This window comes from Burkholderia sp. MSMB617WGS, from assembly GCF_001532025.2.
GTDB classification, from domain to species: domain Bacteria; phylum Pseudomonadota; class Gammaproteobacteria; order Burkholderiales; family Burkholderiaceae; genus Burkholderia; species Burkholderia savannae.
Genome location: NZ_CP013457.1, coordinates 3,957,252 through 3,977,154 on the forward strand (window position 1 = coordinate 3,957,252; position 19,903 = coordinate 3,977,154).

Below are 19,903 nucleotides of genomic sequence, written 5' to 3' on the forward strand. Positions count from 1 at the left end.
CCGAGTCGCGCGCCGCCCGTTTAATTAAATGAGAATGGATATCATTACATAAAATATCGGCGAACTCAATGTCGCTGGACGCTGACGGAGCCAGGATCGTGCTGCGCGTTCGCTGATTCACCGACTCACCGACTCGCCGATTCACCGATTCACCGATTCACCGACTCACCGATCCGCCAGCTCACCAACCCACCGCACCGAACGATCGAGCACCGACGCACGTCCCACGAGCCCGAGACACCGGTCACGCCCTCAGGCCGTCCGCCTTCACCGCTTCGGCAACGGCGGAAAAACCGTCTGCCCGCCGTCACCGTCACCGTCACCGTCGCCTGCGCCGCGTTCGAGCGCGTACAGCCACGCGAGCAGTTCCGCGACCGCCTGATACAACTGCGGCGGAATCCGCGCGTCGAGGTCGACCTGCATCAGCAACGACACCATCTCGGGCGCGGTATGCACGTACAGCCCGGCATCGCGCGCCCGCTCGATGATCCGCTCGGCGACGAGCCCGTAGCCCTTCGCGACGACGCGCGGCGCCGTATCGCCGCCCTTCGCGTCGTACGCGAGCACCGCGGCGCGCTTGCGCTGCGGCCCGCTCATCGCGCGAGCTCCCAATCGTCGTCGGTCTCGACCGGCGACGGCGGCGTGCGCGGCTCGACGCCCGCCGCACCGGCCCCTGCAGCCGCGCCGCTCGCAATACCGGCCGCCCCTGTCGGTCCTGCCGCCCCCCTCTCCCCAGTCGGTCCCGTCGCCCCTGCCGCCCCCGGCTCGCCGCTCGCCGCCGTGCGCGCGTACGCGGACGCGGCCGCCCGCGCGACCGTCGCGTCGAAACCGTCGGGCACCCCGTCGATCACGCGGATCGACAAGCCGCTCACCTGCAATCCGAGCGCCTGCAAACGGGCACGCAGCGCGTCGCCGTGCGGCGCGAGCCGCGCCGCGCCCGCCTCGCTCACGCGCAGCCGCGCGGCGAGCTGCTCGCCGTTCAGCACGAGCTCCGCGTCGACGGTGCCGAGCGACGGCAATGCGAGCGTCAAGCGCGTGCGCCAGCCGCGCGCATCCGGCGCTTCGGCCTCGGACGACGGCCGCTCGCGGCCATGCCGCTCGTCCGGCTCGATCGTCCAGTCGAGCCTCGCGCCCGGCCACGCTTCGCCGGTCCAGCGAAACTGGTCGGTCGCGAGCAGATCGAGCTGCTGACGCACGATCGGCAGCGTCGCCGCGTGCAGCGAGGCCGCGACCGACGCCGGCGCTCCCGCGTCCGGAGGCGGCATGCCGGGCCGCGCGCCGGCCGTCTGCGCGGCTTGCGCGGCGGTGGGCTTGCCGTCTTCGCCGGCGAGCGCCGCATACGCGTCGACCGAGCGTGCGAGCGCCGCCGCGTTCGGCGGCGCGCGGCCCGACGCCGCCGCGCCTTCGCCCGCGTCGCCCGCCGGCTGCCCCGGGTTGCGCGCCGCCGATTGCGCGGGCGCGTCGCGGCCGCCTTGCGGCAGCGGCAGGCGCGCGGCGAGCAGATCGGCAAGCGCGTCGTCGAGCGCATTGCCCGCCTGGCCGGCCTGCGCGCCCGGCTGGCCGGCCGTCGCGAGCCGCGCCTGCGGCTCGCGCGCGAGCTCGGCCGTCGTGCGCTGGCCCGCGAGCCATTGTGCGAGATGGGATTCGTAGAAGAGGCCGCTTTCCGCGACGGCCTGCGCGAGCGCCGCGCTCAGCGCGGCGGCGGGCGATGCGCCCGAAGACGCTTGCGCCGCGGCCTGCGCGGCCTGCGCCGCCTGCGCGCCGGGCGCCGCCGCGGACGGCCCGGGGTTGCCGGCATCGGACGCGACAACAAGCAACGGATCGACCAACGCGGCCGCTTGCGCGGCGGACGCGATCGGCGGCGCGGGCAGCAGCGGCGCAGCGCCGACGACCGCGGGCGTCGCATCGCCGCCGTAACGGGAAATCGCGTCGAGCGTGAGTCCGACCTCGGACAGCACGGCCTGCGCGGACGCAGGCGGCGGCCCGCCCGCCGCCTGCTGCGGCGGCGCTGACGCGGGCGGCGCGCCGGACGTGCCGACCTGTGCCGCCGCCGCGCCGCCCGCCGAGGGCTGGATCGCGTCGAGAAGACTGTCGATGCGGCTCGCCAGGATGGCGGCGGCAGCGGTGTCGATAGCGGTCATCGTGAGTCCTGACGCGCGCCGGATGAAATTCGTGCAACCCGCGCAAACGGACGCGCGCCGTCCGCTTGCGCGAGCCGGCGCGCACGAACGCGGCGGCGTGCCCCGCCCGCGTTCAGCCGCGCGCCCGGTACAGGTCGTTCAGCGTCGAGCGGCCCGCGCGGATGAACGCGGACAGCCGCGCGACCTCCGGGCTCGCGAGATCGCGGATCGCGGCGTCGTCGGCGAGGATGCGGCGGATCAGCTCGAACTTGCGGGTGCGCTCCGCATCGTCGAGCATGACGCCCTGCTCGGCCTCTTTCAGCCCGTCGACAAGCCGCAGATACTCCTCCTGCAGCCCGCCCATCGCATGCCATGCCGCATTGCGGGCCGCGACGAGCATCCGCCCGGACACGTCGGCGATCGCTTCGTAGCGGGCAAAGTATTCGGTCTTCCGGTTCATCGCGACTGTTCCGTTGCGGCTTGCGCGGTCATCCTGGCCACCTCCGGGCCGATGCCCGTCCACGCGTCCTCGAGCGTCGCGAGCAGGCCGTCGGCCTCGATCAGCAGCGGCTCGCTCGCGTCGACGTTCGCCTGCAGCAGACGCCGGCAGATGTACGTGTAAAGCGCGTCGAGACGCGACGCGATCTCGCCGCCGGCTTCGAGGTTCAGCGACTGCTGCAAGCCGCTCTCGACGATGCGGATGGCCTTGCCGATCGCCTCGCCGCGCGCGGCGACGTTGCCTTGCTGCAGATGCAGCCGCGCAAGCGCGATCGCCTGGCGCGCGCCCTGGTAAAGCATCGCGATGAGCCGATGCGCAGATGCGCCCATCACCCCTGTTTCGACGCCGACGCGCGCATAGGCACTGGCTCCAGCGTGTCCTGGGGTGAACATGGCGCTCCTCCTCTTTGGTGCATTCGATCCGGTATCACCGCCCCGTGCACGGCACGGCGCGGGCTTGTACCGACGTTATCGGTAAGGAAGCCCGAAAGCTTTAGAAAAATGACGCGCGGAGAGATCCGTCAGACGGACATCTGCATGATCTCGTTGTAGGCGCTCACTAACTTGTTGCGGACCTGGAGCCCGAACTGGAAGCCGATGTTGGCTTTCTGCATGTCGACCATCACGTCGTTGAGCGACACGTTCTGCGCGCCGAGCTCGAACGCCTGGGCCTGGCCGAGCGCCTTCTGCTGGTCGCCGCTGATCTTGTCGAGCGACGCCTTCATCGCACTCGCGAACGAGCCGGCGCTCGCCGCGCCGGAGCCGGCGAGCGCCGCCGTCGGACTCGCCGCTCCGCCCGCGGCCTGCGCGGCCATCGCCTGCATTTGTTGCAGCGCCGAAGCGATTCCGTTGACGGGGGCAACCATGGGATCTCCGCAAAAGAGCCGGGCCGCGAGGGCCCGGCGGGGGGGAACTCCGGCTTCCCGCGAGCGTTGCAAGGGCCGGATTGCGAAAAAGCATAGCAGCGGCCCGAAGGCGAAAGACGCAGAAGTACGGGCGAAACCCCGCTCTATTCGGCCGATCGCGCTTGACCGCACTGCGGATAATCGCATCGTGTCAATGTCCGCCTGCTCTGCCGAGCCGGCACTCAGCCCGCAGTGGAGATACTCGACGCATGGACTCGCAGGCCAACTCGCTGATCAATCCCGACGCCCGTTCGAGCCTTGCGGGCGCGCCGCCGCAAGCCGCGGCCGCGGCGGGCGCGCTGCCGGGCGCGGCGGCGGGCGGCGCGGATTTCGGCCTGGGCGGCTTCGCCGAGCGCATTCCCGGACTTTCGCGGATGAAGACGAATCCGCGCCTGCCGTTCCTGATCGGCGCGGCGCTCGCCGTCGCCGCGATCGTCGCGCTCGTGCTCTGGAGCCGCGCGCCCGATTACCGCGTGCTGTACAGCAACCTGTCCGACCGCGACGGCGGCGCGATCATCACCGCGCTCCAGCAGGCAAACGTTCCCTACAAGTTCGCCGACGCGGGCGGCGCGATCCTCGTGCCCGCGAACCAGGTTCACGAAACGCGTCTGAAGCTCGCCTCGATGGGGCTCCCGAAGGGCGGCTCGGTCGGCTTCGAGCTGATGGACAACCAGAAATTCGGCATCAGCCAGTTCGCCGAGCAGGTCAACTATCAGCGCGCGCTCGAAGGCGAGCTGCAGCGCACGATCGAATCGATCAACGCGGTGCGCGCCGCGCGCGTGCATCTCGCGATTCCGAAGCCGTCGGTGTTCGTGCGCGAGCGCGAAGCGCCGTCGGCGTCGGTGCTGGTTGATCTGTATCCGGGCCGCGTGCTCGACGAAGGGCAGGTGCTCGCCGTCACGCGGATGGTGTCGTCGAGCGTGCCCGACATGCCCGCGAAGAACGTGACGATCGTCGACCAGGACGGCAACCTGCTCACGCAGACCGCGTCGGCCACGGGCCTCGACGCGAGCCAGCTCAAGTACGTGCAGCAGATCGAGCGCAACACGCAAAAGCGCATCGACGCGATCCTCGCGCCGATCTTCGGCGCCGGCAACGCGCGCTCGCAGGTGAGCGCCGACGTCGACTTCTCGAAGATCGAGCAGACCTCGGAGAGCTACGGCCCGAACGGCGCGCCGCAGCAGGCCGCGATCCGCAGCCAGCAGACGAGCTCCGCGACCGAGCTCGCGCAAAGCGGCGCGTCGGGCGTGCCGGGCGCGCTGTCGAACACGCCGCCGCAGCCCGCGTCCGCGCCGATCGTCGCGAGCAACGGCCAGCCGGCCGGCCCGACTGCGACGCCCGTCAGCGATCGCAAGGATTCGACGACGAACTACGAGCTCGACCGAACGGTGCGTCACGTCGAGCAATCGATGGGCACGATCAAGCGGCTGTCCGTCGCGGTCGTCGTCAACTATCAGCCGGCCACCGACGCGAAGGGCCACGTGACGATGCAGCCGCTCACCGCGGACAAGCTCGCTCAGGTCCAGCAGCTCGTGAAGGACGCGATGGGCTACGACGAGAAGCGCGGCGATTCGGTGAACGTCGTCAACAGCACGTTCTCGGCGGCGGTCGACCCGTTCGCGAACCTGCCGTGGTGGCGCCAGCCCGACATGATCGAGCTCGGCAAGGACATCGCGAAGTGGCTGGGCGTCGCCGCGGCGGCCGCCGCGCTCTACTTCATGTTCGTGCGCCCGGCGCTGCGCCGCGCGTTCCCGCCGCCCGCCGAGCAGCCGGCGGCGGCCGCGGTTGCGGCGCTCAACGGCCCGGACGACGCGATCGCGCTCGACGGCCTGCCGAGCCCCGACAAGAAACAGCTTGCCGAAGAGGACGATGAGCATCCGGCCCTCCTCGCCTTCGAAAGCGAGAAGAACCGCTACGAACGCAATCTGGACTACGCGCGCACGATCGCGCGGCAAGATCCGAAGATCGTCGCAACCGTCGTGAAGAACTGGGTGTCCGATGAACGCTGAAGGCTTGAACAAGAGCGCGCTCCTGCTGATGTCGATCGGCGAGGAAGAGGCCGCGCAGGTATTCAAATTCCTCGCGCCGCGCGAAGTGCAGAAGATCGGCGCCGCGATGGCCTCGCTCAAGAACGTCACGCGCGAAGAGGTCGAGGGCGTGCTCAACGATTTCGTTCACGAAGCGGAGAAGCACACCGCGCTGTCGCTCGATTCGAACGACTACATCCGCTCGGTGCTGACGAAGGCGCTCGGCGAGGACAAGGCGGGCGTGCTCATCGACCGCATCCTGCAAGGCAGCGACACGAGCGGGATCGAAGGGCTCAAGTGGATGGATTCGGCGGCCGTGGCCGAGCTCATCAAGAACGAGCACCCGCAGATCATCGCGACGATCCTCGTGCACCTCGATCGCGACCAGGCGTCGGAGATCGCGTCGTGCTTCACCGAGCGGCTGCGCAACGACGTGCTGCTGCGGATCGCGACGCTCGACGGCATCCAGCCGACCGCGCTGCGCGAGCTCGACGACGTGCTGACGGGCCTCTTGTCCGGCAGCGACAACCTGAAGCGCGCGCCGATGGGCGGCATCCGCACCGCGGCCGAGATCCTGAACTTCATGACGAGCGTGCACGAGGAAGCCGTGCTCGAGAACGTCAAGCAATACGATCCCGATCTCGCGCAGAAGATCATCGACCAGATGTTCGTGTTCGAGAACCTGCTCGAACTCGAGGACCGCGCGATCCAGCTGCTGCTCAAGGAAGTCGAATCGGAGGCGCTCATCGTCGCGCTGAAGGGCGCGCCGCCCGCGCTGCGGCAGAAGTTCCTGTCGAACATGTCGCAGCGCGCGGCCGAGCTGCTCGCCGAGGATCTCGACGCGCGCGGCCCGGTGCGCGTGTCCGAAGTCGAGACGCAGCAGCGCAAGATCCTGCAGGTCGTGCGCAACCTCGCCGAGAGCGGCCAGATCGTGATCGGCGGCAAGGCGGAAGACGCATATGTCTGATCGCACGAGCGCGTCGAGCAAGCCCGTCACCGCGTATCAGCGGTGGGAGATGGCTTCGTTCGATCCGCCGCCGCCCGCGCCGCCCGACGACGGCGGCGCGGCGGCGGCCGCCGCGCTCGCCGCCGAACTGCAGCGCGTGCGCGACGCCGCGCACGCGGAAGGGATCGCCGCCGGCCACGTCGAAGGCCAGGCGCTCGGCTATCAGGCCGGCTACGAACAGGGGCGCGCGAAGGGCTTCGACGAAGGCCAGGCCGAAGCGCGCGCGGCGAGCGCCGCGCTCGCCGCGCTCGCCGCGTCGTTTCGCGACGCGCTCGCGGGCGTCGAGCGCGATCTCGCCGACGACATCGCGACGCTCGCGCTCGAGATCGCGCAGCAGGTCGTGCGCCAGCACGTGCAGCACGATCCGGCCGCGCTGATCGCGGCCGCGCGCGAGGTGCTCGCCGCGGAGCCCGCGCTCGCGGGCGCACCGCATCTGATCGTGAATCCCGCGGACCTGCCCGTCGTCGAAGCCTATCTGGACGACGAGCTCGACGCGCTCGGCTGGAGCGTGCGCACCGACGCGGCCGTCGAGCGCGGCGGCTGCCGCGCGCACGCATCGACGGGCGAAATCGACGCGACGCTCACGACCCGCTGGGAGCGCGTCGCGGCCGCGCTCGGCAAGGTGAGCGCATGGTGAGCAACGCATCCGGCGCGCTCGGCCGCGACGAACTCGATGCGCTCGAGCGCGAGCTCGCGCTCGCGTCGCGCGGCCCCGAGCACGGCGACGCGGCCGCGCGCGACATCGGCGACGGCGCGCTCGCCCAGCACCCTCACCACCGCCCGCTCGCGGCGGGCCCCGCGACGTCGCGCGCGGCGCTCGCCAATCCGCATCTCGCGCACTGGCGCGCCCATCTCGACGGCATCCGCGAGCGCAACGCGCGCGCGCTGCCGCTGCGCCCGTGCGGACGCCTCACCCGCGCGGCGGGCCTCGTGCTCGAAGCGATCGGACTGAGGCTGTCGGTGGGCGCCGAATGCACGATCGAGCTGCCCGCGGGCAGCGCGCTGCCGTATGCGGAAGCCGAAGTCGTCGGCTTCGCGGGCGAGCGCCTCTTCCTGATGCCGACCACCGCGGTCGCGGGCGTGCTGCCCGGCGCGCGCGTGTGGCCGCTCGAGACCGCGCCCGTCGCCGATCCGCTCGCGGGCGCCAAGCGCCTGCCCGTCGGCCGGGAGATGCTCGGGCGCGTCGTCGACGCGTCGGGCCGCCCGCTCGACAATCTCGGGCCGCTCGCGTCGAAGGTCGACGCACCGCTCACCGCGCCGTCGGTCAATCCGCTCGATCGCGAACCGATCCATCACGTGCTCGACGTCGGCGTGCGCGCGATCAACGCGCTTCTGACCGTGGGGCGCGGCCAACGGATGGGCCTCTTCGCCGGCTCGGGCGTGGGCAAATCGGTACTGCTCGGCACGATGGCGCGCTACACGAGCGCCGAGGTGATCGTGATCGGCCTGATCGGCGAGCGGGGCCGCGAAGTGAAGGAGTTCATCGAGCAGATCCTCGGCGAGGACGGGCTCGCGCGCTCGGTCGTCGTGGCCGCGCCGGCCGACGTGTCGCCGCTGTTGCGGATGCAGGGCGCCGCTTACGCGACGACGCTCGCCGAGTATTTCCGCGATCAGGGCAAGCACGTGCTGCTGCTGATGGATTCGCTCACGCGCTACGCGATGGCGCAGCGCGAGATCGCGCTCGCGATCGGCGAGCCGCCCGCGACGAAAGGCTATCCGCCGTCGGTGTTCGCGAAGCTGCCCGCGCTCGTCGAGCGCACCGGCAACGGGCCGCAAGGCGGCGGCTCGATCACCGCGTTCTACACGGTGCTCACCGAAGGCGACGACCAGCAGGACCCGATCGCCGATTCCGCACGCGCGATTCTCGACGGCCACATCGTGCTGTCGCGCTCGCTCGCGGAAGCCGGCCACTATCCGGCCATCGACATCGAAGCGTCGATCAGCCGCGCGATGACCGCGCTGATCGACGACGCGCACCTCGACCGCGTGCGCCAGTTCAAGCAAATGCTGTCGCGCTACCAACGCAACCGCGACCTGATCGCGGTCGGCGCGTACGCGGCGGGACGCGACGCGCAGCTCGACCGTGCGGTTGCGCTGTACCCGCGCATCGAATCGTTCCTGCAGCAGGGCTTTCGCGAATGCGCGCCATACGCGCCGAGCCTCGCCGCGCTCGATGCGCTGTTCGAATCCGAAGGAGGCTGAACGCCATGGCCCAAACCTTTCCCCTTCAGCTCCTGCTCGAGCGCGCGCAGGACGAACTCGACGCCGCGACCAAGCAGCTCGGCCGCGCGCAGCACGAGCGCACCGACGCGCAGACGCAGCTCGACGCGCTCCTGCGCTATCGCGACGAATACCGCGTGCGCTTCGCCGAATCCGCGCAATCGGGCATGCCCGCCGGCAACTGCCGCAACTTCCAGGCGTTCCTCGACACGCTCGACGCGGCGATCGACCAGCAGCGGCGCGTCGTCGCCGCCGCGCAGACGCGCATCGAAGCGGCGCGCCCCGAGTGGCAGGCGAAGAAACGCACGCTCGGCTCGTACGAAATCCTGCAGGCGCGCGGCGCGCAGCAGGAAGCGAAACACGCCGCGAAACGCGAGCAGCGCGACGCCGACGAGCACGCGGCGAAGGTGCTGCGCATGCGCGCGGAAGCGGCGAAGGAAGCGGCGAAGTAAGCGCCGCGCCGCACATCGAACCCGAACACGAGATCCGACATGCCTCCTCTTCCCCTGATCGGTTTGCTGCTCGGCGCAGCGAGCACGATGGTCAAGTCGTCGTCCGGTTCTTCGGCGAACGCGTCCGGCGCGTCGAACGCGCCGTCTGCGTCGCCCGGCGATGCGCCGTTCGCGCAAACGCTCAAGCAAAGCGTGCAGACGCAGCGTCAGGCGAACGCGAATTCGAGCGCATGCGCGCAGAGCGCCGGCAACGCGGCGAACGCCGCGACGAATGCTTCGGCGAGCAACGCGGCGAGCGCGTCGGCCTCCGGCGCGAGCGCGCAGGCGGCGGCGAGCACGGGCAACGCGAAAGGATCGGGAAAACCTGACGATCAGGACGACGACGACACCGCGACGCAATCGGCATCGGCCAACGCCGCCGCGCTCGCCGCGGCCGCGTCGCTGCAGGCGCAACTGCAAGCGCGCCCCGATGCGCAGGCGGTGCAGACGGCCGCCGACGCGGCGGCCGCGCAAGCGGGCGCCGTCGCCCATCCGTCGACCTCGCCCGCGACGAACGCCGCCCCGCAGGGCGACGCCGATTCGTCCGTGCCCGCTAGCGCGCAGCAATCGATCGGCGACGCGCTGAACGCGGCGCTGGGCAAGCTCACGGGCGCCGGCCAGGCGAGCGCGACGGCGGCGCAAGGCGCGCAATCGGCGGGCACGGGCAACGCGTCCGCGCCGCTTGCCGCGAACGGCGCCACATTCGACAAGATGCTCGCCGGCGCGAAGGCCCCCGCCGCGCAAGCGGCGTTCGCCGACGTGTCGGGCGCGAACCCGGCGACGGCAATCGCGATCGCGGCGACGAACGCCGCGCAGCCGGACGCGTCGGGCGCGCTCGCCGCGCTGCAGGACGCGGCCGATTCCGCGCGCGCGACGCTCGCGGCTTCGAGCGCGCCGGCCGCGCTGCAACAGGCCGCGCCGGCCGCGCTCGCCACGAACGCGAGCGCCGGCGCGGCCGCCGCCGCGGCGCTCGCGCCGCCCGTCGGCACGCCCGACTGGACGGACGCGTTGAGCCAGAAGGTCGTGTTCCTGTCGAACGCGCATCAGCAGAGCGCGGAGCTCACGTTGAATCCGCCCGATCTCGGGCCGCTGCAAGTCGTGCTGCGCGTGGCCGACAGCCACGCGCACGCGCTCTTCGTGTCGCAGCACGCGCAAGTGCGCGACGCGATCGAGGCCGCGCTGCCGAAGCTGCGCGAAGCGATGGAAGCGGGCGGACTCGGGCTCGGCAGCGCGAGCGTCAGCGACGGCGGCTTCGCGTCCGCGCAGCAGCAGACCCCGCAACGACAATCGTCGGACGGAGCCGCGACGCGACGCGCGCCCGGCGCGTCGACGGCCGACGCCGCGCTCGGCGAACTCGCAGCGACGCCGTCCAGCGGCGCGACGCAACGCAGCGTCGGGCTGGTCGACACGTTCGCCTGACGGCCGCGCCGGCGGCCTTTCGCGCGGCGGCGCGCATCAGCCGCCGTGCGCCGCAGCGATCCGCTCGCGAGCGGGCGCGGCCTGCCCCTTGCGCTCGGCCACGATGAAATCCGCCGCGCGCTCGCCGATCATCACGGTCGGCGCGTTCGTGTTGCCGCCGATGAGGGTCGGCATCACCGACGCGTCGACGACCCGCAATCCCTCCACCCCGTTCACGCGCAATTGCGGATCGACGACCGCGCGCGCGTCGGTGCCCATCCGGCACGTGCCGACCGGGTGATAGATCGTGTCCGCGTGCGCGACGATCGCCGCGCGCAGCTTGGCGTCGGTGTCGTTCGGATCGGTGTACAGCTCGCGCCCGCCCTGCGACGCGAGCGGCGCGGCCGACAGGATCGTGCGCATCGCCTTCGCGCCGCGCACGAGTAGATCGAGATCGCGCTCGTCGCTGAAGAAGCGCGGATCGATGAGCGGCGCGACGCGCGCATCGCCGCTCGCGAGCGCGACGTTGCCGCGGCTCTTCGGCCGCAGCGCGCACACGTGCAGCGAATAGCCGAAGCCCCAGTGCATGTTGCGGTTGTGGTCGTCGACGAGCGCCGTGCAGAAGTGCAGTTGCAGATCGGGGCGATCGAGCCCGGGCTCGCTCTTGATGAAGCCGCCCGCCTCGGCGACGTTGCTCGTCATCATCCCTTCGCGCCTCGCCAGATAGCTGAACAGCGCGGGCGTCATTTTCGCGAACCCGCGCAGGCAGATGCCGACGAGCTCCGGCGAATTCACGCGCTTGTTGACGATGAAATCGATGTGGTCGATCAGGTTTTCGCCGACGTCGGGCGCGTCGTGCACGAGCGCAACGCCGTGGCGGCGCAACTGCGCGGCGGGGCCGACGCCCGAGCACATCAGCAATTGCGGCGTATTGAACGCACCGGCAGACAGAATCACTTCCGCTCGCGCGCCGAGTAGCTCGCCGCGCCCGCCGCGCGAAATCTCGACGCCCGTCGCGCGCTTGCCGTCGAACGCGACGCGCAGCACCGTCGCGTCGACGATCACGTGCAGGTTCGGCCGCGTGCGGCCGTACACGTATGCACGCGCGACGCTGCAGCGCGAGCCGTCGCGATGCGTGACCTGATAAAAGCCGACGCCTTCCTGATTCTCGCCGTTGAAGTCCTCGTTCAGCGGATAGCCGGCCTCGTGCGCGGCGGCGATGAATCGTTCGGAGAACGGATTACGGAAGCGCAGATCGGACACCGTGAGCGGACCGTCCGCGCCATGCCATTCGTTCGCGCCGCGCGCGTTGCCCTCCGCGCGGCGAAAATACGGCAGCACGTCGCGCCACCCCCAGCCGGTGCAGCCGAGCTGCTCCCATTCGTCGTAGTCGAGCGGATGGCCGCGCGTGTAGATCATCGCGTTGATCGCGCTCGAGCCGCCGAGCCCGCGGCCGCGAGGCTGATAGCCGCGGCGTCCGCCGAGGCCCGGTTGCGGCACCGTTTCGTAGCCGTAGTTCGTGCCGAGCTTGAACGGCACGAGCGCGGCGATTCCCACCGGCATGTTGACGAGCAGATTGCGTTCGGTGTGGCCGCCCGCTTCGATCAGCGCGATCGTCGCATCCGGGCACGCATCGGCCAGACGCCCCGCGAGGCTCGAGCCGCCCGATCCGGCACCGACGATGATGTAGTCGTACTGCATGTCACGTCTCCCTGTTTTTTCGTCCACGCAACGGCGGCTGGAATCGCACTCGAGACAGCCGGATTCTGGCTTGTAATGTTCGCGCATTTTAGGAACGCAAAACGAGCCGGGACATCCCGACTCAAGAGCGATTCCTCTAAACGTCGGCGTGAACTAAATTTAAGATGATCGGATTCGCCTCGCGCGGAGGACGCGGCCGACAGAGAAGCCGGGCCCCGCGAAATGGGAGACAAAGGCATGCAGCAGGACCTTTTGACGGCGACGCACCGGGTGACGAACCAGGCGCCGCCGCTTCACGATTACAACGCGTTTGAAACAGATGCCGCGCTCGTCGAGGCCGTTGAACGGTACGGCGCGAGCTGGCATCGAACGGCGCTCGCGCGCGACGGCGCCGCGCTGACGACGCCCGATACGCTCGCGCTCGCCGATCTCGCGAACCGGCACGCGCCTGAACTGTCGACGCACAGCCCGCGCGGCGAACGGATCGACGCACTCGAATTTCATCCGAGCTGGCACCGGCTGCTCGCGCTGCTGCGCGGCGAAGGACTGCATGCGCTGCCGTTCTCCGAGCCGCGGCCGGGCGCGATGGCCGCGCGCTGCGCCGGCTATTACCTGCATGCGCAGCTCGAATCCGGCTCGCTCTGCCCGCTCACGATGACGTTCGCGAGCATTCCGGTGCTGCAACGCGAACCGGCCCTTTTTGCGACGCTGCGCGACAAGCTCTACTCGCGCGAGCACGACGCGCGCGACGTGCCGCTGCCGCACAAGCGCTCGATGATGGTCGGCATGGGCATGACGGAAAAGCAGGGCGGCTCCGACGTGCGCAGCAACGAGACGCAAGCGTATCCGCTCGACGCGGGCGGGCGCGGCCGGGCGTATCGGCTCGTCGGCCACAAATGGTTCTTTTCCGCGCCGCAATGCGACGCGCATCTCGTGCTCGCGCGCACGTCCGAACACGCGGGCATCTCGTGCTTCTACGTGCCGCGCTTTTCGCCCGACGGCGGCAAGAACGCGGTGCAGGTGCAACGCCTGAAGGACAAGCTCGGCAACCGCTCGAACGCGAGCAGCGAAGTCGAGTTCCTGAACGCGTACGGCGTGATGATCGGCGACGAAGGGCGCGGCGTGCCGACGATCATCGAGATGGCGAACTACACGCGGCTCGATTGCGTGATCGGCAGCGCGGCGCTGATGCGCGCGGCGCTCGTGCAGGCGATCCATCACGCGCGGCATCGCAGCGCGTTCGGCCGCGCGCTCGCCGATCAGCCGCTGATGCGCAACGTGCTCGCCGATCTCGCGCTCGAATCCGAAGCGGCGACCGCACTCTTCATGCGGCTCGCGCACGCGTTCGAAGAAGACGCGGCCGCGCGCTCGCCGCTCGCGCGCGGCTGGCGCCGCATCGTCACGCCGGCCGCGAAATTCTGGGTCTGCAAGCGCACGCTCGAGTTCACGGGCGAAGCGATGGAAGTATGGGGCGGCAACGGCTACGTCGAGACCGCGCCGATGGCGCGCTTCTACCGCGAAGCGCCCGTCAATTCGATCTGGGAAGGCTCGGGCAACGTGATGTGCCTCGACGTGTTGCGCGCGATCGAGCGCGAGCCCGACGCGGCCGCCGCGCTCTTCGACGAATGGCGGGACGCGGCGAAGCGCAGCGCGCCGCTTGCCGACGCGCTCGCGGAACTGACGCGCGCGCTGTCCCTCGAACCCGAGCAACGCGAAGCGTGCGCGCGCCGGATCGCGCAACGCATCGCACTCGTCGCGCAGGCCTCGCTGCTGCTGCGCGACGGGCCGTCCGCCGTCGCCGAGGCGTTCGCCGCCACGCGCTTCGGCCACGCCAGCAGCGAAACCGGACGCGTATTCGGCACGCTGCCGGCCACCATCGATCACGCCGCGCTCATCGAGCGGGCGTTCCCGGCCTGAAGCCGGCCACACCCGTATCGCACAGGAGACGCCATGAAGAACGATCTGCCCGGTTTAGCCACGCTCGACGCGCTGCTGCGCGACCAGCGCGCCGCGTATCTGCGCGCGCCGTATCCGTCGTGGGCGACGCGCGCCGACCACCTGCGCGCGTTGCGCAAGATGCTGCTCGAGAACCGCGACGCGCTCGCGGCCGCGATCAGCGCCGATTTCGGCCACCGCGCGAAGGAAGAAGTGCTGATGTCCGAGATCTGGCTCGCGAAAGAGGAAATCGACGAGGCGCTCAAGCACGGCAAGCGCTGGATCAAGCCGAAGAGCCGGACGATGAACAAGTGGTTGCGCCCGGCGCGCGCGAAGGTGATGCCGCAGCCGCTCGGCGTCGTCGGCATCGTCGTGCCGTGGAACTACCCGGTGCTGCTCGCGGCCGGGCCGCTCATCTGCGCGCTCGCCGCCGGCAATCGCGCGCTCATCAAGATGTCCGAACTGACGCCGCGCACGTCGCAATTGTTCGAAGAGCTGATCGCGAAGACTTTCGCGCGCGATCACGTGGCGGTCGTCAACGGCGATGCGGAAATCGGCGCCGCGTTCAGCGGGCTGCCGTTCGATCACCTGCTCTTCACCGGCTCGACGAACGTCGGCCGCCACGTGATGCGCGCGGCCGCCGAGAACCTCACGCCCGTCACGCTCGAGCTCGGCGGCAAGTCGCCCGTGATCGTCGGGCCGCGCGCGCGCTTCGATATGGCGGTGGACGCGATCGTCACCGGCAAGACGCTGAATGCGGGCCAGACCTGCATCGCGCCCGACTACGTGCTCGTGCCGCGCGGCAAGGAGGCGGCATTCGTCGCGCGGGCGCGCGAGCGGATGGCGAAGCTCTATCCGAATCTGTCGACGAATCCGGATTACACGTCGATCATCTCCGAGCGCCACTTCGCACGGCTGCAGCGGCTCGCGAGCGAAGCGCAGGAAGCGGGCGCGCAACTGCATCCGCTCACCGACGCGGCGCCCGATCCCGCGCTGCGCCGGTTGCCGCCCGTGCTCGTCACGCAGGCGCCTGACGCGTCGCAACTGATGCAGGAAGAGATCTTCGGGCCGCTGCTGCCAATCGTCCCGTACGACACGCTCGACGACGCGATCGCATACGTGAACGCGCGGCCGCGGCCGCTCGCGCTGTACCTGTTCGACGAAGACAACGCGAGCGTCGAGCGCGTGATGCGCGACACGATCTCGGGCGGCGTGACGGTCAACGACACGCTGATGCACATCGCGTGCGGCACGCTGCCGTTCGGCGGCGTCGGCGCGAGCGGGATGGGTGCGTACCACGGCTACGACGGCTTCGTCACGTTCTCGAAGATGAAGCCCGTGCTCACGCAGCCGCGCCTGAACACGCGCGCGATGATCGCGCCGCCATATGGCAAGCGCTTCGCGGCGATCCTCAAGCTGATGCTGAGGTTCTGATGCGCGCTCGCCGATGCAAGGCGAACGAAGGGCCGCTGAGCGCGGCCCTTTTTCTTTTTGCGATGCGCGCAGGCAGGCGCACCTGCTCAGCCGCCCGCGATCAGTGCGATCGAGCCCGCCGTCTCCGGCAGCGCGCACGCGTGCGCGCGATTCGCTTCGGTATCCCAACGACGGAGCGCGCGGCCCGCGGTGCCGGTCAAGCAAAGCGCTGCTTCGCCGTCCCGCCGCATGGGGCTTTCGCCGACGCCGCAGCGCATGTCGCCGATTCGTTCGATGATTTCGGGCGCGTGCATGCGCGTCAGTCTCCGAACGGCCCGGCCGTCACGAACGCGCCGCCCTGATAGCGGCGCACCGGATCGTCGTCGGCAAGCGGCGGCTGCGTGCGCTCGATCCGCTCGCGCCACGGCTCGCTCGATTGCGTCGGCCGGTAGCCGAGATGCGCGGCGCGCGCGTTGTCCCACCACGCGTCGCGATTCGCCGACACCCCGTAGACGATCGTGCAGCCCACGCGCGGCACGAACATCGCGCGGGCCACGAGCTGCTCCAGATCGTCGTAGCCGAGCCACGTGACGAGCATCCGGCGATCCTTCGGCTCCGGGAACGACGAGCCGATCCGGATGCACACGCTCTCGATTCCGTAGCGATCGTGATGGAACCGCGCGAGCTGCTCGCCGAACGCCTTGCTCAAGCCGTAGTAGCCGTCGGGGCGCGCGGGCGCGGCCGCGTCGATGCGCTCGCCCTGCTCGTAGAAGCCCGTTACGTGATTCGAGCTCGCGAACACGACGCGGCGCACGCCGTGCCGGCGCGCCGCCTCGTACACGTGGTACGTGCCCGCGATGTTCGCGGGCAGCACCGCATCGAACGGATGCTCGACCGACACGCCGCCGAAATGCACGATCACGTCGACGCCGCGCACGAGCGCGTCGACGGCCGCCGCGTCCGACAGATCGCAGCGCGCGCTTTCCTCGCCCGGCCGCGCGTCGCCGAGCGGCGCGATGTCGGACACGCGCACGGCGTCCGCGTAGCGACGCAGCCGCTCGCGCAGCACGCGGCCGAGACCGCCGGCCGCGCCCGTCAGCAGGATGCGGCCGCAGTGCGTGAGAACGCCGTCGAGCGGATCGCCGTCCGCCGTCGGCGCGCCGGAGTTCGAACGCAGGAGGTCGGTCATGATCAGGTCACCGGCGTGGGGTTGAACAGGACGAGCGCGTTGTGCAGCCCGAGCTTGTCGGCGCACACCTTGCGGCGGCCGCTCGCGACGTCGAGGATCAGATGGAACAGCTCCCAGCCGACGTCGGCGATGCTCGCCTCGCCGGTCGCGATGCGGCCCGCATCGAGATCGATCAGATCGTGCCACCGCTCGCTCAATGCCTTGCGCGTCGACACCTTGACGACAGGCGCCATCGCGAGGCCGTACGGCGTGCCGCGCCCCGTCGTGAACACCTGCAGGTTGATGCCCGACGCGAGCTGCAGCGTGCCGCAGACGAAGTCGCTCGCGGGCGTCGCCGCGAAGACGAGCCCCTTGCGCCGCACCTTCTCGCCGGGACCGAGCACGTCGACGATCGGGCTCGTGCCCGATTTCACGATCGAACCGAGCGCCTTTTCGACGACGTTCGACAGCCCGCCCGTCTTGTTGCCGGGCGAAGGGTTCGCGCTGCGGTCGGTTTCGCCGCGCAACAGGTAATCGTCACACCACGCCATCTCGCGCAGCAGCGCGCGGCCGACGTCCTCGTCGATCGCGCGCGGCGTCAGCAGATGAATCGCGTCGCGCACCTCGGTCACTTCGGAGAACATCACGGTGCCGCCCGCGCGCACGATCAGATCGGCCGCGAAGCCGACGGCCGGGTTCGCGGTGACGCCCGAGAACGCGTCGCTGCCGCCGCACTGCACGCCGACGACGAGATCGGACGCCGGGCACGGCTCGCGGCGGCGGCGGTTCAAATGCGCGAGACGCGTCTCGGCCATCGCCATGATCGCGTCGACCATCCCGCCGAAGCCGTCGAACGCTTCGTCCTGCAGACGAAGCACGGGCGAATCGGCGCTGCCCGCGACCTCGATCGGAATGCGGCCGCCCGGCGCGAGCGATTCCGGCACGAGGCGCTCGGGCACGAGCTTCTCGCAGCCGAGGCCGATCACCATCACCTCGCCGCCGAAGTTCGGATTGAGCGCGAGATTCTGCAGCGTGCGGATCGGCACGATCGCGGCCGGCGCGTTGATCGCGACGCCGCAGCCGTACGTGTGGTTCAGCGCGACGACGTCGTCGACGTGCGGATAGCGCGGCAGCAGCTCGCGCCTGATCCGCGCGACCACATGGTCGGTGACGCCCGCGACGCACTGCACGCTCGTCATGATGCCGAGCACGTTCTTCGTGCCGACCGTGCCGTCCGCGTTGCGATAGCCGTCGAACGCGTAGCCCTCGAGCTTCGGCAGCTTCGGATCGGCGCGCGTCGCGAGCGGCAGCTCGGCGAGCGCGGGCGCCGACGGCAGCTTCACCGCATCTCGTTGACCCAACTGCCGCGCGGCAGCGGCTTCGCCGCGTAGCCGATCACTTCGCCGTAGCGAATCACCGCGTCGCCTTCGGCGAGATCGGCGAGCGCGACCTTGTGGCCCTGCGGCACGCCTTCGGCCAGCACGGTGCCGTCGCCGAGCGTCGCGCCGGCGGGCAGGCCGCGTGCGTTGACGACGATCGCGACGTTGTCGCTGTCGTGCACGCGGATCGTCAGCGCGCTGTCCGATCGCGTGCGCGCGTCGTCGGTCGAGGTGGATTCCTGCATCGAATGCTCCGTGATGGGCGGGCGTCGCTCAACGCACGAGACAGGGCCGCTTGTTGTCGAACGTCCAGTTCGGCACCAGGTACTGCATCGCGAGCGAATCGTCGCGGCTGCCGAGGCCGTGCTTCAGATACAGTGCGTGCGCGGCTTCGAGCGCGTCCTCGTCGATGTCGACGCCGAGCCCGCCGCGCTGCGGCACGGCGACGTGGCCGTCCTCGATGCGCAGCGGCTCGCGCGTGAGGCGCTGGCCGTCCTGCCAGATCCAGTGCGTGTCGATCGCGGTGATGGCGCCGGGCGCGGCCGCCGCGACGTGCGTGAACATCGCGAGCGAAATGTCGAAGTGATTGTTCGAATGCGAGCCCCACGTGAGCCCCCATTCGTCGCACAGCTGCGCGACGCGCACCGAGCCGCGCATCGTCCAGAAATGCGGGTCGGCGAGCGGAATGTCCACCGAGCCGAGCCGGATCGCGTGGCCGAGCTGACGCCAGTCGGTCGCGATCATGTTGGTCGCCGTGCGCAGCCCCGTCGCGCGGCGGAACTCGGCCATGATCTCGCGGCCCGAATAGCCGGCCTCCGCGCCGCACGGATCTTCCGCGTACGCAAGCACGCCGTCCTTGCCGCGACAGAGGCGAATCGCCTCCTGCAGCGGCCACGCGCCGTTCGGGTCGAGCGTCACGCGCGCGTGCGGAAAGCGCTTTGCGAGCGCGCTCACCGCGGCGATCTCTTCGTCGCCCGACAGCACGCCGCCCTTCAGTTTGAAGTCCTGAAATCCGTAGCGCGCGTGCGCGGCCTCGGCAAGACGCACGATCGCATCGGGCGTGAGCGCCGCTTCGTTGCGCAAGCGAAACCACGCATCGTCGGATTCGGCTTCGCTGCGGTAATCGAGATCGGTGCGGTTTCGATCGCCGACATAGAACAGGTAGCCGAGCATCGGCACGCGGTTGCGCTGCTGGCCTTCGCCGAGCAGCGCGGCCACCGGCACGCCGAGATGCTGGCCGAGCAGATCGAGCAGCGCGGCTTCGAGCGCCGTCACCGCGTGAATCGCGATGCGCAGGTCGAACGTCTGCAGGCCGCGGCCGCCCGCGTCGCGATCGGCGAAGCGGGCGCGCACCGCATTCAGCACGTCCTGCCAGCGGCCGAGCGGCTGGCCGACGACGAGCGCGCGCGCATCCTCCAGCGTGCGGCGAATGCCTTCTCCGCCGGGCACCTCGCCGACGCCGGTGTGGCCCGCGCTGTCGCGGATCAGCACGACGTTGCGCGTGAAGAACGGAGCGTGCGCGCCGCTCAGGTTCAACAGCATGCTGTCGCGTCCGGCGACGGGCACGACGCGCATGTCGGACACGACGGGCGCCGCCGTGCGGCTCGATTCGGTTTGATTCACGAGTGTCTCCATCGAAGCG

The 19,903-nt window shown here is 70.4% G+C and carries 17 protein-coding genes and 1 pseudogene; 8 read left to right on the top strand and 10 right to left on the bottom strand.

Translation table 11 applies throughout. The features are described 5' to 3' along the window. Nucleotides 1-267: 267 nt before the first annotated feature. The 5 genes from WT60_RS19420 to fliE all read right to left on the bottom strand — a co-directional run bounded on the left by WT60_RS19420 (nucleotide 268) and on the right by fliE (nucleotide 3,484). Nucleotides 268-597, bottom strand: a complete 330-nt coding sequence (locus tag WT60_RS19420; RefSeq protein WP_060355800.1) for an EscU/YscU/HrcU family type III secretion system export apparatus switch protein — start codon at nucleotides 595-597, stop codon at nucleotides 268-270. Beyond that, nucleotides 594-2,141 carry a flagellar hook-length control protein FliK gene (locus WT60_RS19425; RefSeq protein ID WP_060355799.1) on the bottom strand — a complete coding sequence of 516 codons (1,548 nt, stop codon included), beginning with the start codon at nucleotides 2,139-2,141 and terminating at the stop codon, nucleotides 594-596. Before WT60_RS19425 ends, WT60_RS19420 begins: the two co-directional genes overlap by 4 nt. A gap of 112 nt (nucleotides 2,142-2,253) precedes the next feature. After that, a complete protein-coding gene (locus WT60_RS19430; RefSeq protein WP_038748505.1) occupies nucleotides 2,254-2,580 on the bottom strand; it encodes a flagellar protein FliT in 327 nt (108 codons plus the stop codon). Then, entirely contained in the window at nucleotides 2,577-3,011 is a 435-nt protein-coding gene (gene fliS, locus WT60_RS19435; RefSeq protein ID WP_059670705.1) for a flagellar export chaperone FliS, read from the bottom strand. Before fliS ends, WT60_RS19430 begins: the two co-directional genes overlap by 4 nt. A gap of 128 nt (nucleotides 3,012-3,139) precedes the next feature. Next, nucleotides 3,140-3,484, bottom strand: coding sequence for a flagellar hook-basal body complex protein FliE (fliE, locus tag WT60_RS19440; protein ID WP_038748509.1), 345 nt, complete (start codon nucleotides 3,482-3,484; stop codon nucleotides 3,140-3,142). Between the two features lie 248 nt (nucleotides 3,485-3,732). Between fliE and fliF the strand changes: the two genes are divergently transcribed. Genes fliF through WT60_RS19470 form a run of 6 tightly spaced genes read left to right on the top strand, consistent with a single transcriptional unit; the run spans nucleotide 3,733 to nucleotide 10,686 of the window. Next, entirely contained in the window at nucleotides 3,733-5,532 is a 1,800-nt protein-coding gene (gene fliF, locus WT60_RS19445) for a flagellar basal-body MS-ring/collar protein FliF (protein WP_060355798.1), read from the top strand. Further along, nucleotides 5,522-6,517 carry a flagellar motor switch protein FliG gene (fliG, locus tag WT60_RS19450; protein WP_038748513.1) on the top strand — a complete coding sequence of 332 codons (996 nt, stop codon included), beginning with the start codon at nucleotides 5,522-5,524 and terminating at the stop codon, nucleotides 6,515-6,517. Before fliF ends, fliG begins: the two co-directional genes overlap by 11 nt. After that, nucleotides 6,510-7,193 carry a flagellar assembly protein FliH gene (fliH, locus tag WT60_RS19455; RefSeq protein WP_038748514.1) on the top strand — a complete coding sequence of 228 codons (684 nt, stop codon included), beginning with the start codon at nucleotides 6,510-6,512 and terminating at the stop codon, nucleotides 7,191-7,193. The genes fliG and fliH overlap by 8 nt, the downstream gene beginning before the upstream one ends. Continuing rightward, entirely contained in the window at nucleotides 7,187-8,758 is a 1,572-nt protein-coding gene (gene fliI, locus WT60_RS19460) for a flagellar protein export ATPase FliI (RefSeq protein WP_060355797.1), read from the top strand. The genes fliH and fliI overlap by 7 nt, the downstream gene beginning before the upstream one ends. A gap of 5 nt (nucleotides 8,759-8,763) precedes the next feature. Next, the gene (gene fliJ, locus WT60_RS19465; RefSeq protein WP_038748519.1) at nucleotides 8,764-9,228 is read left to right on the top strand and encodes a flagellar export protein FliJ; all 465 of its coding nucleotides are present in this window, start codon (nucleotides 8,764-8,766) and stop codon (nucleotides 9,226-9,228) included. Nucleotides 9,229-9,267: 39 nt separating this feature from the next. Further along, nucleotides 9,268-10,686: a flagellar hook-length control protein FliK gene (locus WT60_RS19470; protein WP_059583817.1), complete on the top strand. Its 1,419-nt coding sequence runs from the start codon at nucleotides 9,268-9,270 to the stop codon at nucleotides 10,684-10,686. A gap of 36 nt (nucleotides 10,687-10,722) precedes the next feature. Here WT60_RS19470 and WT60_RS19475 read toward each other — a convergent pair whose 3' ends face one another. Next, complete coding sequence (locus WT60_RS19475; protein WP_059583814.1) at nucleotides 10,723-12,366, bottom strand: GMC family oxidoreductase N-terminal domain-containing protein; 1,644 nt, start codon at nucleotides 12,364-12,366, stop codon at nucleotides 10,723-10,725. A 237-nt stretch (nucleotides 12,367-12,603) separates the two neighbouring features. Here WT60_RS19475 and WT60_RS19480 point away from each other — a divergent pair, with 237 nt between their 5' ends. Both WT60_RS19480 and WT60_RS19485 read left to right on the top strand, forming a co-directional pair. Then, entirely contained in the window at nucleotides 12,604-14,283 is a 1,680-nt protein-coding gene (locus WT60_RS19480) for an isovaleryl-CoA dehydrogenase (RefSeq protein WP_060355796.1), read from the top strand. A gap of 33 nt (nucleotides 14,284-14,316) precedes the next feature. Further along, nucleotides 14,317-15,735, top strand: coding sequence for a coniferyl aldehyde dehydrogenase (locus WT60_RS19485; RefSeq protein ID WP_038748526.1), 1,419 nt, complete (start codon nucleotides 14,317-14,319; stop codon nucleotides 15,733-15,735). Nucleotides 15,736-16,033: 298 nt separating this feature from the next. Here the strand turns inward: WT60_RS19485 and WT60_RS19495 are convergent, their stop codons facing one another. The 4 genes and pseudogenes from WT60_RS19495 to gudD all read right to left on the bottom strand — a co-directional run bounded on the left by WT60_RS19495 (nucleotide 16,034) and on the right by gudD (nucleotide 19,896). Beyond that, nucleotides 16,034-16,903, bottom strand: a complete 870-nt coding sequence (locus WT60_RS19495) for an NAD(P)-dependent oxidoreductase (protein WP_060355795.1) — start codon at nucleotides 16,901-16,903, stop codon at nucleotides 16,034-16,036. A gap of 2 nt (nucleotides 16,904-16,905) precedes the next feature. Next, nucleotides 16,906-18,246: pseudogene (gene garD, locus WT60_RS19500) on the bottom strand (galactarate dehydratase); the annotation flags it as partial. Then, complete coding sequence (locus WT60_RS35265; RefSeq protein ID WP_236860838.1) at nucleotides 18,222-18,506, bottom strand: UxaA family hydrolase; 285 nt, start codon at nucleotides 18,504-18,506, stop codon at nucleotides 18,222-18,224. The gene WT60_RS35265 and the pseudogene garD, both read right to left, overlap by 25 nt. A 28-nt stretch (nucleotides 18,507-18,534) precedes the next feature. After that, complete coding sequence (gene gudD, locus WT60_RS19505; protein WP_059583804.1) at nucleotides 18,535-19,896, bottom strand: glucarate dehydratase; 1,362 nt, start codon at nucleotides 19,894-19,896, stop codon at nucleotides 18,535-18,537. Nucleotides 19,897-19,903: the final 7 nt, after the last annotated feature.